12 protein-coding genes, 1 pseudogene and 1 riboswitch are annotated in these 12,284 nt (G+C 54.2%); of the genes and pseudogenes, 3 read left to right on the forward strand and 10 right to left on the reverse strand.

Going from position 1 to position 12,284, the window contains the following annotated elements; all coding sequences use genetic code 11:
- The first annotated feature begins 45 nt into the window (after positions 1–45).
- The 3 genes from AB1724_04960 (at position 46) to AB1724_04970 (ending at position 1,335) form a co-directional block, all read left to right on the forward strand.
- Positions 46–849 (forward strand): ABC transporter ATP-binding protein, encoded by an 804-nt coding sequence (locus tag AB1724_04960; protein MEW6077137.1) that lies wholly within the window; start codon positions 46–48, stop codon positions 847–849.
- Positions 850–950: 101 nt separating this feature from the next.
- Entirely contained in the window at positions 951–1,157 is a 207-nt protein-coding gene (locus AB1724_04965) for a type II toxin-antitoxin system HicB family antitoxin (protein MEW6077138.1), read from the forward strand.
- Complete coding sequence (locus AB1724_04970; GenBank protein ID MEW6077139.1) at positions 1,150–1,335, forward strand: type II toxin-antitoxin system HicA family toxin; 186 nt, start codon at positions 1,150–1,152, stop codon at positions 1,333–1,335. Before AB1724_04965 ends, AB1724_04970 begins: the two co-directional genes overlap by 8 nt.
- A 421-nt stretch (positions 1,336–1,756) precedes the next feature.
- Here the strand turns inward: AB1724_04970 and AB1724_04975 are convergent, their stop codons facing one another.
- The 10 genes and pseudogenes from AB1724_04975 to AB1724_05020 all read right to left on the reverse strand — a co-directional run bounded on the left by AB1724_04975 (position 1,757) and on the right by AB1724_05020 (position 12,065).
- On the reverse strand, positions 1,757–2,173 hold the full coding sequence (locus AB1724_04975; GenBank protein MEW6077140.1) for a hypothetical protein: 417 nt from the start codon (positions 2,171–2,173) through the stop codon (positions 1,757–1,759).
- Between the two features lie 298 nt (positions 2,174–2,471).
- A pseudogene (locus AB1724_04980) lies at positions 2,472–2,660 on the reverse strand (RHS repeat-associated core domain-containing protein).
- Between the two features lie 44 nt (positions 2,661–2,704).
- Positions 2,705–3,547, reverse strand: a complete 843-nt coding sequence (locus AB1724_04985; GenBank protein ID MEW6077141.1) for a hypothetical protein — start codon at positions 3,545–3,547, stop codon at positions 2,705–2,707.
- A 72-nt stretch (positions 3,548–3,619) separates the two neighbouring features.
- Complete coding sequence (locus tag AB1724_04990) at positions 3,620–5,581, reverse strand: TonB-dependent receptor (protein MEW6077142.1); 1,962 nt, start codon at positions 5,579–5,581, stop codon at positions 3,620–3,622.
- A gap of 132 nt (positions 5,582–5,713) precedes the next feature.
- Positions 5,714–5,922: riboswitch (cobalamin riboswitch) on the reverse strand.
- A gap of 62 nt (positions 5,923–5,984) precedes the next feature.
- The gene (locus AB1724_04995; protein ID MEW6077143.1) at positions 5,985–6,269 is read right to left on the reverse strand and encodes a hypothetical protein; all 285 of its coding nucleotides are present in this window, start codon (positions 6,267–6,269) and stop codon (positions 5,985–5,987) included.
- Positions 6,270–6,438: 169 nt separating this feature from the next.
- Complete coding sequence (locus AB1724_05000; GenBank protein ID MEW6077144.1) at positions 6,439–9,375, reverse strand: PilC/PilY family type IV pilus protein; 2,937 nt, start codon at positions 9,373–9,375, stop codon at positions 6,439–6,441.
- Between the two features lie 175 nt (positions 9,376–9,550).
- A complete protein-coding gene (locus AB1724_05005; GenBank protein ID MEW6077145.1) occupies positions 9,551–10,102 on the reverse strand; it encodes a PilX N-terminal domain-containing pilus assembly protein in 552 nt (183 codons plus the stop codon).
- A 26-nt stretch (positions 10,103–10,128) separates the two neighbouring features.
- Entirely contained in the window at positions 10,129–10,536 is a 408-nt protein-coding gene (locus tag AB1724_05010) for a prepilin-type N-terminal cleavage/methylation domain-containing protein (GenBank protein ID MEW6077146.1), read from the reverse strand.
- A 121-nt stretch (positions 10,537–10,657) separates the two neighbouring features.
- Positions 10,658–11,488 carry a prepilin-type N-terminal cleavage/methylation domain-containing protein gene (locus AB1724_05015; protein MEW6077147.1) on the reverse strand — a complete coding sequence of 277 codons (831 nt, stop codon included), beginning with the start codon at positions 11,486–11,488 and terminating at the stop codon, positions 10,658–10,660.
- Positions 11,489–11,492: 4 nt separating this feature from the next.
- On the reverse strand, positions 11,493–12,065 hold the full coding sequence (locus AB1724_05020; protein MEW6077148.1) for a GspH/FimT family pseudopilin: 573 nt from the start codon (positions 12,063–12,065) through the stop codon (positions 11,493–11,495).
- Positions 12,066–12,284 lie beyond the last annotated feature (219 nt).

The following is a 12,284-nucleotide window of genomic DNA, read 5'->3' on the forward strand; positions in this document are numbered from 1 at the left end:
ACTGGCGAACAACTATCATGGGAAAATAACTGAACAAGAACTTTCATGAATAAGTTTATCATCACACTGAACAACGTGACCTGCGGTTACCACGGGAAAACCGTCCTGACGGACATCACCCTGGCAATCGCCGCCGGAGAAATGGTCGGCATCATCGGGCCCAACGGCGCCGGCAAAACCACCCTGCTCAAAACCCTGGCCGGGCAGTTGAAGCCCCGGCAGGGGGACATCACCGTCGCCTCCCGGCCTCTGTCCGAATATTCCGGTAAAGAACTGGCCGCCGTCATGGCGGTGGTGGGGCAGACGGTCCCCCCTTCCCTGCTGACCGTCCGGGAACACGTGCTGCTGGGGCGCCTCCCCTTTTTCCGCCGATACCAGTTGTTTGAAACCGCCAGGGACTTTGACATCGCCGACCGGTATATGGAACTGACCGGGATCTCCGACCTGGCCGGAGCCCCCATGAACGAAATCAGCGGCGGCGAACGGCAGCTGGCGGCCATCACCCGGGCCCTGGTCCAGGAACCGAAGATCCTCCTGCTGGACGAGCCCACCTCGCACCTGGATATCACCCACCAGCAGCGCATCATGGACCTGATCGCCGGCCTCAACCGCGACCTGGCGCTGACGGTGGTCATGGTCATGCATGACCTGAACCTGGCCGGAGAATACACCGGCCGGTTGATTCTCCTGAACGGCCGGGAGAAGGGCATTCACCTGGCCGGTCCGGCTGAAACGGTCCTGACCCCGGAAACCATCCGCGCGGTTTACCGGACCGAGGTGCTGGTGACCCGGAATCCCGTGTCCGGAAAACCCGGCATCTTTCTGTCGGCGCGGCAATCAGATATTTGATTTTTTGCGGGGGATGCGATAAAAATAATTGTAAAAATAGCGGATTAAAAACAAGGGGCGAGGCTCAACAGCCATGCAATCTATTGAGGAGTAAAAATACCATGAACACCTTTACCGCCATTATCCATCAGGAGGATGACCGCTATGTGGCCGAGTGCCCGGAAGTTGGAACGGCCAGCCAGGGTACAACCATTGCCGAAGCTATCAGCAACTTGAAAGAGGCAACCGAGTTATACCTGGAAGAATTTCCTTTAAAGTCGTTCTCCCGCCCCATCCTCACCACCTTCGAGGTCTCCGCTCATGCCTGAGTTGCCGAAGATTTCCGGCGATGAAGCCATCAAGGTCTTTAAACGCCTGGGATTTTATGAAGCAAGTCAACGGGGAAGCCATGTCGTTTTGAGAAGAGAGAACAGCGGTTGTGTCATTCCCCGGCACAAATCTCTTGCCATAGGCACCTTAAAAGCGCCATCAAACAGTCCGGCATAACCGATCAGGAGTTTCTGGACGGTTATAAGAAGCGGTAGGCCTCCGTGCTCGGGCTTCATCCGCCTGCGGCGGATTTCACTCCCTGCGCGCGGAGCCCGGCTGATTTTTAAATCTATTCCCACCCGCCACCCTCAAAGGTAGCCGCCGCGCGTTTATTTGGTCATTCCCTGCCTGTCATGCCGCCTGCATCTTCTTACATAATCAAATCTTAATTATCGGCCCTTGCAGCGTTTTAAAAAGCATTAAGGAACCAAAGGCCGATAATTCTGATTATATAATCAGGCGCAAGCAGCCCGCCAGGCAGGGGACAACGGCCCCGGCAGCAGCGGCGGCGTCTGATTTTACCATTCTCCCGGCCACCCTCCCCGGATAAGGTAATGGATCAATTTTATTCTGGATCACCCGGACAAGCCGATATTTGTCACAACTTTCTAATCACTAAACTAAGGCCACAAATTATAGTACCACCAACAGCCACTACAATTGGACCGGCTTCATTCCAAACGGCTAATTCTTTACAAAAGTAATATAAAATTGCCAAAACACTAAGCCCATACGCAGTATACAAAAACCATACAGTCTTAACTCTATTCATTGCCTGTAAAACGCTTTGAAGGAGCGCTAATGCTGTTATAAAAATAAGCAGTGCCATCAAAAAGGTTGATTCACTAGAAGCAAATGTGCCACGGATGTAATTGTACCCATAGATGGGCACATAAAACACGTGAGCCCAAGGGACAATAATAGAGGATAACAACATTAAGCATACGGTGATAAGCAAATAATCATAAAAATTTTTTTTCATAATTTTAAGAAGCTCACTGGCACTTGTTTTCATCAATCACCTTATTGACGCAGTCGATCCAGTCGTCAATGGCCAGCCCACCGCCAAAAATTGGATTTCCTGTGGGGCATTGTTTTTTAATCTTTTTCTGAATATCATCACAACATTTACACTTACATAATTTATCTACACCCTCTTTGCATTTCTGAACGACCTTTTGGCAATATGACTCATTACTTATTGGGTTGTTGTTTCCATCGACAACAGTTATATTCTTTCTGCATAGTTCTTTAACGGTTGTTTCGCATCGATTATAGCCCTCGTCCCTTTTGGGGCAATCATTCTCATCTTCCAAACCTGCGGGATCAATTAGTCTTATGGGATTATTTGACGCATATGCAAATAAATTAATTCCACCTTTTATTCCTATCGGATCCTTCCTCAAATATCTCCCGGTAGAAGGCTCATAATACCGCCACCAGTTGTAGTGCAGGCCTGTCTCCTCATCGTAGTATTGGCCCGGGAACCTGAGATTTTCCTCGATGATGAAATCCAGATACTGATGCCGGTTTTCTGCCGCCGGTTTTATTCCGCCTGCCGGGCGACCGCGTTTGAATTATACGTTATCCTGCTCCAATAGGCCGCTTGCCAGGTATCCTCTAAACATTTAGCCCAGATATCCCAGGTATCTTTCGTCGCTACCGCCATGGCATCATTGACCGCGGCAGACTGGGTAGAACTCATTTTTGATTCCTGCGCCAGTTTCATCATACCGGCCACATCACCTTTGGCTTTTAACGCTTTCATTTGCGCCTGCAGCTCTTTTGCTTTGGCTTTATCATTATCAGTAAAGGCATTGGACGCATCGGCCGCTTTTTTCCTGTCTTTTTCCGGATACGCTTCCTGTTCGGCTCTCTTATAAAGCAGCTTGTCCTCGCTTATTGTTCTGCCGCTCCCGTCATCTACTTTTCTGAAATACGCTTTGTCCAAAGCCATATACTTCTTTTCCAGCGCCTGGTATTCCTGCTCGGAATGTTTTCCCATAAGACTCTGTGATTTCAAGGCGCCGAGCGCATCGACAATATTGTCACCGGCGGATATTTCCAGCATCTCCGCTTCCATGACGACCTGTTCCTTCTGGCCGAGCTTTTCATAATAATTGATGCGCCATCCCTTTTCCTGACTTTCCTGAACAGGTTCAAGCCGATCACCTTTTTGCGCCTGCCCTTCAAAAAATTGTTTAACCGTATCTATCGGATCTTTGGTCAGAACAACATAGGGTTCGCTTTCATTCTGCCTGACGGCGTTTGGATACGGGGATATGGGATGGGCCTGAATGATACCATCACCTTCATCCGCCTGTAATGACGACATCATTCCAAGCACCAAACCGGTTGCCACGATCAAAACCAGCCAGCCTTTTTTCATTTGTTTTCTCCTGTTTTCTTCAATAAGAAATTCAAATCAATTACGAGAGCGTCATAATTTCCCGGGTCCGCCCTAATACTCGTATCTCACGCCGATAAAGAAGTTTCTGCCCGGCATGGGATATCCGGCGACATAGGCATAGTCCCGGTCAAAGATATTGCGGATCTCGCCCTTTACGGTCAGCCCGCCGCGTTTGGCAAAATCAAGGATCTTCTGATGAACGGTAAAATTGGCCACCGTGAACCCGCCGCAGTGGATGATATTCACCGGGTCCGACCAGTTTTCCCAGTCTTCAACCTTTTTGTCCCCGGTATAGGCAAAGTTCAGATCAGTGGACAGTCCCTTTTTGTCCGAAAAAACCAGGCCCCAGGAGGCCGTCATGTCTTCGGTGTAAAGAAGGTCTTCATCGGTTTCGTCGTCCTCGTATTTCGTCAGGTAAACGATGCTGCCATAAGGCCTGAGGTCATAAGCCCAGCCCAGAAAAGCGCCGGCGTCAAAGGAGATTTCGCTCTCAATTCCCTGGATGCTGGCCCCGCCGATATTCTTGTAAGACTGTTCAAAGGTCGGCAGGGTATAAACTTCAATCTTGTCTTTAAAATCCGTGACAAAACCGGTTACGGAAAAATCGGTGAAGGCATGAGTCAGATCAAACCCGGCCTCGTATGTTTCGCTGGTCTCGGGTTTGAGTTCCGGGTTCCCCAGGTAACTGATCCAGGCCACGTAATCGCCGGCCAGCTGCTCGGCGGTAGGCATCCGGAAGGCCTCGCCATAGCCGGCCCTGGCCTTGACATGGTCGTTGATGATATAGGCCGCGCCGAGATTGGAGGCGAGATTGTCGTCTTTTTCCCGGCCGCCGTCGCTTTTCATGTCCACTTCGTAGTCGTCGTACCGCAAACCGCCGGAGAGGATGAGCCGCTCGACCAGCCGGGTCTTGGCCAGGATAAAACAAGCGGGGTTGTCGTATTCGGATTTCTCCGGCGCGGTATTGGAATCAATATCATAATTGACCCAGTCAAACCCGCCGGTAACAGTGGTGTTCTCCCAGTTGCCGCTGATCTGGCCCTGGCCGCCCCGGTGATCCGTATCTTTTGTGTAAAGGGAAGCCCAGGTCGGATCAACCCATTTATACTCGTCTTTGCCGGTAAAATACCGGGTGTTCCAGGCCAGAAAACCATCCGACGTCTGACCGTCATAAACAAAGTCGGCGGATTCCAGGCCGATATCGGAATAGGCGTCCGGATCGCTCTGGCTCAGATATCCCGCGCTGCCCGCCTCATCGGCGTCAAAATAATGATAGATCAGGCGGAGGTGGTTCCGGGGCAGGAATTCAACCCCCAGGTTCAAACTGGCGTTTTGCTTTTTGTCATAGCCGGTATTGTCATAATCGTCCCCATCGGCCGTAACATAATCGTCCATGGACTCACGGGTGGCGCTGCCGGAAAAATCGAACTTCTCCAGGCTCCCGGAGAAACCGGCCGTCCCCGTTTCATGGTCGAAACTTCCCAGCCCGCCCTCGGCAAAAAAACCCGGGGGACCTTCCCCCTTCTTGGTGATAACATTGACCACGCCGCCCATGGCCGCGGAACCGTATTGAACCGAGGCGGGCCCCCGGATGATCTCCACCCGCGCGACGTTGGCGGTCATGATTTTGGCCACGTCGCCGGTGCCGGCCCGCCGGCCGTCAATAAGGATCAGGACCTTGCCGGCCAGGTCGTTGCCGGTGGCGTCGGTCCGGAAACCGCGGATACCGATGGAGGTGGATATGCCCGGATACTGCTGGATATGGCCGATTCCCTTTTCAGCCAGCAGCTCCCCGAGGTCCGCGGCCGAAGACATCCGGATATCCTGTTCACTGATCACGACCACGCTCGCGGTGACTTCTTTCTTTTCCTCTTCCGCCCTGCTGGCGGTGACCACCACGTCTTCCATGGTTGACAAGGCCGCCTCATCCGACCGCGCCTCTTCCGCCAGGCTCCATCCCGGAATCATCAGCGCCGCGCAAATTGCCAAACTCCCTAACCACTTTCTCATCATTTTTTCCTCCTTCCCAAAGTTAACTGCCTCTTGGGCCCGGGAGCAAAAAAAAATCCCCGGACCGAACTCAATCGATCCGGGGATTACCCTTTTTATCCTCAAGATCCGTACCCGGCACCCTCCGTCCGCGAAGGTAATGCCTCCTGCCCAGACAGGTCTTCTGACTTTCCCGCCCTTTCAGCGGCCTTCCCATTCCACCGGAACAGTGACGCACAACGGCCAAAAGGGCTCCCTTTTCCGCCCAAACGGGAAAAGGAGGATTACAGCGGCGGGCCCGTCCCCGATTTTCACGGGGTTCCCTATTAAGCTCCCCAGGGAGCATCTGAACGTTTCCATCTGTAAAACAACCGGCGCCGCCGCGTCAAGGAAAAAACCGCGCCCGAAATTATTTTCAAGACAATTTTCAGCGGCGACTATTATTATCCGGCTGCGGGGGCTCATGCTCAAGCTCCTTGACCGTCACCCGCCCCTGGTCATCCGTTCTGACCTCCAGGATAACACCATTGCCGGTTTTAATAATGATCACCCGGGCCTGCTTATCCTCAAAAATAATCGTCCCTTCGGGAACCGGCGACTGACCGGCCAAGGACTGACCGGGGCAATAGCTCAAGCCCAGCACTATGGCCAGGGCCCAGGTAAATCCGGACAGGAACGCCAGGCAGCTCACGGAATTACGATATTTCTCCACTTGTTTCTCCTTTACTCATGATGGTCTCGTAAAAAGTCGAAATTTGGATGGCAAAGTAAAAAGTTCAAGATCAAGGCGCGCAAATCCTGAGGAATGGAGTCACGCCTGAGGCGTGATGAAATTCCGAAGGATGCAGCGCAACGCAGATATTGGACTTTTTACGAAGCCATCAATCATGAATCTTCCAGTAAAATATTCTGACGCCTTCCAGATCCGACAAGGGGTCTTCGGCATGAGGCCCGACCAGCAGCTTATCCCCGCTGTCGGTGATAAAAATATTCGGCGAAGGCGCGATGGATATGAGACCGTCTAAGATGATTTTAGAGCGGTCCTCCCGGTTGAGCAGCCCGTCACCGTTAAAATCACAGACCGCCGCGCCTGTCCGGTAATCAATCGCGTAAAGCCGGGTGACGCCTTCTCCCGGGTTGCTGTGCAGGCAGGGATCGGTATTGACCGGTTCAGGGGCAGGAGGCGTGTAGGTTGTAAAATACACGACCCCGTCATAAACGACCGGTGTGGACAGACATTTTTCCCCGTCATTTCCAAGCGTCAGGAACCAGCCCCGGTTATAATCCGCCTCCAGCGCCAGTCGAGCTGCTTTTTGCTCATCGGCCGTGCCGTCCTGAATTAAATTGTCGGACACATCGATGATGACCGGATCGTTGTCATTGCCGTCCGGATCCATTCCCGGGTCATCATCCAGGGTGGGGTAGTCCCCCACCACGCCCGTAACGGTCAGCGGCCCCGTCCGCCAGTCGTTTTTAACACAATAAAAATGATCCGTCTGATTCGTGCGCAGGGGGTTTTCCCGGTCGCCGGTACCGAAATAGACAAAGTCGCCGGGCGTTCTCTCCCATTTATTGTCTTCCGGATTAAAAAAACGGATCTTTTCCGGTACCACGTCAACATCTTCAAATATTTTCCGGCCTCCGGACACCACCGAGAACAACCGTGTCTTCTGCCAGCTGCCATCAAGAGCGGTCCGGTCTTCGGGATGGTCATTATCCCGGAAGGCGTAAAGATGACCGTCCAGGTCGGCGGCATAGATCTGGCTGATCAGGAACCGGCCGTCATCGATCATGTCCAGGGCGGAAGCGCTGACGATACAGCTCATCTCCTCAAAATCCCCTGTCCCGGCGGCAAACCCTGTCGCCGCCCCGGTTACGGCATCAATGGTGTAGACGGACCGGCCGCGCTCAGCCGGCAGGTCACGATCCAGGGAGGGATCATACCCGCCGGTGATCAGAAGCACTTCGGCGCTTTCACCGTCACCGACGGCAACCGGCATGAACTGGGGCGTTTTCCACGACTGGCCGTCGGTGGCATGGGTATAAAGATACCGGGGCCGATCCGGCTCGGATATGTCAATGGCATAATAATGGCTCCCGCCCCGTCTTTCTCCGCAGATAAGAATTTTAGTTCCATCAGATTTATCCGCAACCGCCGGTGAACCGTCCATGAAATAAGAATGTTTTCCGGAGGAAAGCGCCTTGAGACGGCCGAACTGCTCGGAAGGGACAAAGGCCCAGGTTTCCTCACCGTCAGCGTCATTAAAGCAGTGCAGCAGGCCGTCATTGGCGCCGACAAAAATACGGGAAGCGCTTCCTTCGCCGGAGCCATATGTGACAACCGCCGGTCGGGAGTGGTTCAAGTCGCCCAGACGCCAGTTTTTCCCGACCATCCGCACTTCATCGATCAGGGCGTTCTTATCCGCGACACCGAAAGCATCGGCCGCAATGTTTTCGTTCTCCTTTGAAAAAGCGTTGGCCGGATCCGTTAGATCGGACGTACCGGTAATATTGGCGTATATCCGCCGGGTGGCGTCTTCCCTCAGGGACAGTTTTTCCCCCACCCCTCCCTTGTCCACGGCGGGCCCGTCCGCCGACGCCGACCAGCAGGACAGGGCCGTGTCCCGGATATTGCCGTCGGCATCCAGAATGGGCGTTCCAGTGCCGCAGGAAACAAACTGGTTGTCCGCGCCCAGACCGTATTTTTTCAGATTACCGATCCAGCGCCCTTTGCCGGACGGCTGGAACAGAGACATATAAACATATTCACCAGCGTAGGCCCTGCTGTTGAGGCTGACAGGGACCACCGGCGCGGCGAACAGGGTCCGGCGCTCGTTGATGTCGAACATGATCGTCGTAAACGCCCGGGACAGGTCCTCCGGGCTGGTGGCGTCAAAATAGGTCCCTCCGCCCCGCCGGGCCGTCTCGCGCAAAAGATCCGGATCCCCTCCCTGAAAACCGATGGCGTAAACCAGGATATTCTGGGAATAATCCGGGGTGGTAAAATTGGCGTTTATATCATTATCGTGGAGATAGGCGGCCACATCGTCCAGGGCGGGCAAACCGCCGCCGGCGATATAATCGCCGTTGATGTACCTGTTTTTGAGCGTGACCGCGTTGTCATGGGTCGGCTCGCCGTCGGTCATGAGAATGATGTAATTCTTCCGGCAGCGGTGTTCGATGGGTGGGTGACTCAGCGTGGAGTTATAGGCGTCAACGATACTGTCCGGGTATTTCCCTCCCCGGGGGTAATTGACGGTATCGCTGTTAAACCACGACGCCTTTTCCGCGAAATAAAGGCCTGCCTCCGCCAGGGTCTCGGTCAGGGGCGTGTTGGTCCGCGGCGTCAGCGTTCCGACAAAATTTTTCAAATAAGTTTTATAATCCCTGATGGCCTGGGCATAAGCCTCTCCGGTCTTGACGCGACCCGTTGCGTCGAGGATGAAGGCGTCCTTGACCTCGCATACCGGATATTTTCCGCTGTATCCAGGAAAGTATCCGCCGTTGGTGTCATCCAGGCTGTCCCGGTCCGAACCGTCGACATTGTCGTGAAAAATCATGATGCCGAAGCGGTTACCGTCTCCGTAAGCGTCGATGATATTTTTCACCGTCTCCTGGGCGACCGCCAGCCGGGTTTTGTCATCCACCGCCGTGGACCGCATGCTTCCGGAGTTATCAAAAACGATCAGGATATTCGGTTCCACCCCGACGGAAGTGGCGCCGAAAATGTCGTTGTCGTCCGCCGCGGCGGTAAAAACCCCGCCGGCTATAAGCGCAACCGCCAATCCGCAACAGATCAAATAGCCTGCTCCTTTCATGACAATCCCCCCCCAAATCAGATTCATAATCAAAATCCAACCCGGATGTTTCACGAATTGATTTGGCTGCAGCCGCAAGGCGCGGGACACGAAGCTGTAGTGAATCTACTGCGAGTGTCCCGCAACACAGTCCCGCTTTAGCGGGACGGTTAAGGCGGCTCGTGAAACATCCGGGTTAAAAGGCGTTAAAGACCTTATACAACCCCGCCTCCACCGTCACCCCTCCGGCCGGCCGGTCCGGCCTCGATAATCCGTTAGAAAGAACCCCATACCGCCTGATCTCAAAGCTCCTGGCGGAATAACCGGCGCCGGACGGCATGGGCGCGCGATGCCCCAGGGCATAAAATTGTTTCGAAAGGGACTCGTCTTCAGGATCACGCTCGATGCGCGCGATGGAATAATTTCCCATGGCCGGCAGGTCGTTACCGTCCGGGCCGGAAACGGAAAACCCGTTGACCGTCACGGCAGCGTCCTCCCGTGACAGATCGAATAATTCCGAATCCGGGGCCAGCCAGGAATCGGCATGGGTCTCCCGCGCCAGCGTGATGCCGGTTTCCGCCCGATAGAGCGCGTCCCGGTACAGCCGGTTGTTCCTCATGATGCTGCTGTCGCTCATGGCCATATTTACCGCCATCACGGCTGTCAGCAGCAATGCCATCATGACCAGCATGGTAACCATGAGGGCCGATCCCCGCATCCCCCCTGCCCGGTTTTCAGGATGTTTCATTTTCCCCCTCCCTTTTGTCGCCGTATTTAATCTCTCATCGCCCGTCGGTAGTAGTTTTCCATCTTCAGATCGAACGCGTCTCCTTTTTTCACCCACACCCGGAGACCGATGGTCTTGAAATCATCCCGGCCGTTGCCGTCCAGGTCGGCGGCGCCAAACACGGTGATTTCCGCCTTCTGATTTTCCCGCAGAAGCGTCAGGACGCTGCCGTCTTCCAGTTCCGGAGCGTCCAGAGGGATCCCGGCCAGCCGCTCCGTCATATCCTGGCCCCAGAAAACCGCCTGGTCCGCCGCGGCGGTCGTGCGGTTCAGCCCTGACGCCGCGATGACACTGGCGGTAATGGCCAGAAACCCGATGCCGCAGATACTCAGGGCAATCAGGATTTCAATCATCGAAAATCCGGCCATGCTTCCTGCACCTGAAAATACTTTCATTTCCGACCTCCATAGAATGAGGATTCGAGGGTTCAAGGGGTTAAGGGTTCGAGGGCAAGGAACTGATCTTTACATTCACTTGACCCCTTGACCCCTCGCCCCCTTAAACCCTGCACCTTTTTTACATATTCCGGCATCGCACCGTCGTCTCCAGCAGCATATGGCCGTAATAATCATCCACGGCGCAGCGCTGGTCGCCGACCACGAATATCCGCTGATCCCGCACGCCTTTCTGCGGGCTGGCCGATCGAACCAGGAGCCAGACCTTTACCGCCCTGATGCGCCCGGTATCGACCGCCTGCCCCAGGTCATCTCCGCCCGCCGCGTCATCTTCGTCCACATCGCCGTCGTCATCCGTGTCCAGTAACGTATCCAGCCGGCCGTCGCTGTCGGTATCAATGGCCCAAACGATGTTGCCGCCGGCGGAAAGATCGAGACAGCCGTCATCGTCATCATCAAAGGCATAAGCAAACCGGATGGCCTTTATGTTATCCGCCGCACGGACATTATTAACGATCAAGCCGGTCGCCCCGATTTTGCCGTCGGCCAGGCCGTCCGGTCCGCCGCCTTCCCGGTCCGCGGACTTGAGCAGATTGATGCTGATCGTCTGGACTTCTTCTATTTCATCGGGATCCGGATTGTTCCTGAGAAAAACCATCCGGCCGCCTTCGGCGCACGCGCCACGGGAAAAATCCATGGCGTCAGCCGCGTCCAGATCCCCGGCGGGGCTGAACCCCATCATCTGAATACAGCCTTCTACAATATGCATGACATTGCGGGCGGTAATCTGCATTTCAGACCGCTGATCAATATGCGTCATTGTGTTCTGCTGGTTTGAGAAGGTCTTGACGACAATGGTCATGACAATGGAAAAAATCGCCATGGCGACCATGATCTCGATCAGAGTCATTCCCTGCTCTGACCGACTTGAACCGCTCCTTGATCCGATCATGGCGTTACACCCAGGTCTTTCCGTTGTCGCTGGACCGCTGAATGACCATGGATCCGGTAGACCTTACCTGGACCCGGCGTAAGTCATATCCCGGTTTCTGATATCGCAGGCAGACGGAGCCGGATACCCCGGTTTTAATACCCAGGGAGTTGAAAAAATACTGGTTCTCTGTTTTACCGTCACCGGTGATCTCGTAAAGATCGATGTATCCGGGCAATTTTATCCGGGAGAGGAGATTCCCGGCGGAATCCGTCATGGAAAACTCGTCTGCTTCCGGGCTGAAGGTAACAGCGACCCGTTCACCCCGGGCAACGGCCTGGGCCTGGGCCTGCCGAAGCGCGCAATAGAGTTCCCGGGAGGCGCTCATGAGCCGGCGCTCCGGCATTCCCCGCAGGATACCGATGCCACCGATACCGGCCAAGACGGCCAGAATCGCCAGAACCGTCAATAGTTCCATCAGGGTGACGCCCCGGCAGTCAGAGAAACCACCTGCCTTTAAGGAAAAAGTACGGGCCTGATGCTGATAATACGTGTGCTGGTGAAGGGGAATAAAAGAAAAACCATCCGGCGTTTTCATGGGCGACCTCCCTGTCATGTTGTCTGTCTTCATCCGGGCGGATGAAGTGTATCAGCTGCCGGTTCCGTCTCGTCCGTGAGACCGGAGTCCTGCTATCGAGTGTTTAATAAATAACCGCAAACGGTTTTGTCAAGCATTATTAACGATGGTCTCGTAAATTTTCCCAAAAAACACTTGAAAAGTTCTTCAATAAGATATTTATAGAAACCTTGGCTCGTT

It is taken from the genome of Thermodesulfobacteriota bacterium (assembly GCA_040753795.1).
Taxonomy (GTDB): domain Bacteria; phylum Desulfobacterota; class Desulfobacteria; order Desulfobacterales; family Desulfosudaceae; genus JBFMDX01.

Excerpts from the sequence above, each read along its gene's own strand:
- AB1724_04960 (MEW6077137.1), top strand. The coding sequence starts at position 46 with ATGAATAAGTTTATCATCACACTGAACAACGTGACCTGCGGTTACCAC.
- AB1724_04965 (MEW6077138.1), top strand. The coding sequence starts at position 951 with ATGAACACCTTTACCGCCATTATCCATCAGGAGGATGACCGCTATGTG.
- AB1724_04970 (MEW6077139.1), top strand. The coding sequence starts at position 1,150 with ATGCCTGAGTTGCCGAAGATTTCCGGCGATGAAGCCATCAAGGTCTTT.
- AB1724_04975 (MEW6077140.1), bottom strand. The coding sequence starts at position 2,173 with ATGAAAACAAGTGCCAGTGAGCTTCTTAAAATTATGAAAAAAAATTTT.
- AB1724_04985 (MEW6077141.1), bottom strand. The coding sequence starts at position 3,547 with ATGAAAAAAGGCTGGCTGGTTTTGATCGTGGCAACCGGTTTGGTGCTT.
- AB1724_04990 (MEW6077142.1), bottom strand. The coding sequence starts at position 5,581 with ATGATGAGAAAGTGGTTAGGGAGTTTGGCAATTTGCGCGGCGCTGATG.
- AB1724_05000 (MEW6077144.1), bottom strand. The coding sequence starts at position 9,375 with ATGAAAGGAGCAGGCTATTTGATCTGTTGCGGATTGGCGGTTGCGCTT.
- AB1724_05005 (MEW6077145.1), bottom strand. The coding sequence starts at position 10,102 with ATGAAACATCCTGAAAACCGGGCAGGGGGGATGCGGGGATCGGCCCTC.
- AB1724_05010 (MEW6077146.1), bottom strand. The coding sequence starts at position 10,536 with ATGAAAGTATTTTCAGGTGCAGGAAGCATGGCCGGATTTTCGATGATT.
- AB1724_05015 (MEW6077147.1), bottom strand. The coding sequence starts at position 11,488 with ATGATCGGATCAAGGAGCGGTTCAAGTCGGTCAGAGCAGGGAATGACT.
- AB1724_05020 (MEW6077148.1), bottom strand. The coding sequence starts at position 12,065 with ATGAAAACGCCGGATGGTTTTTCTTTTATTCCCCTTCACCAGCACACG.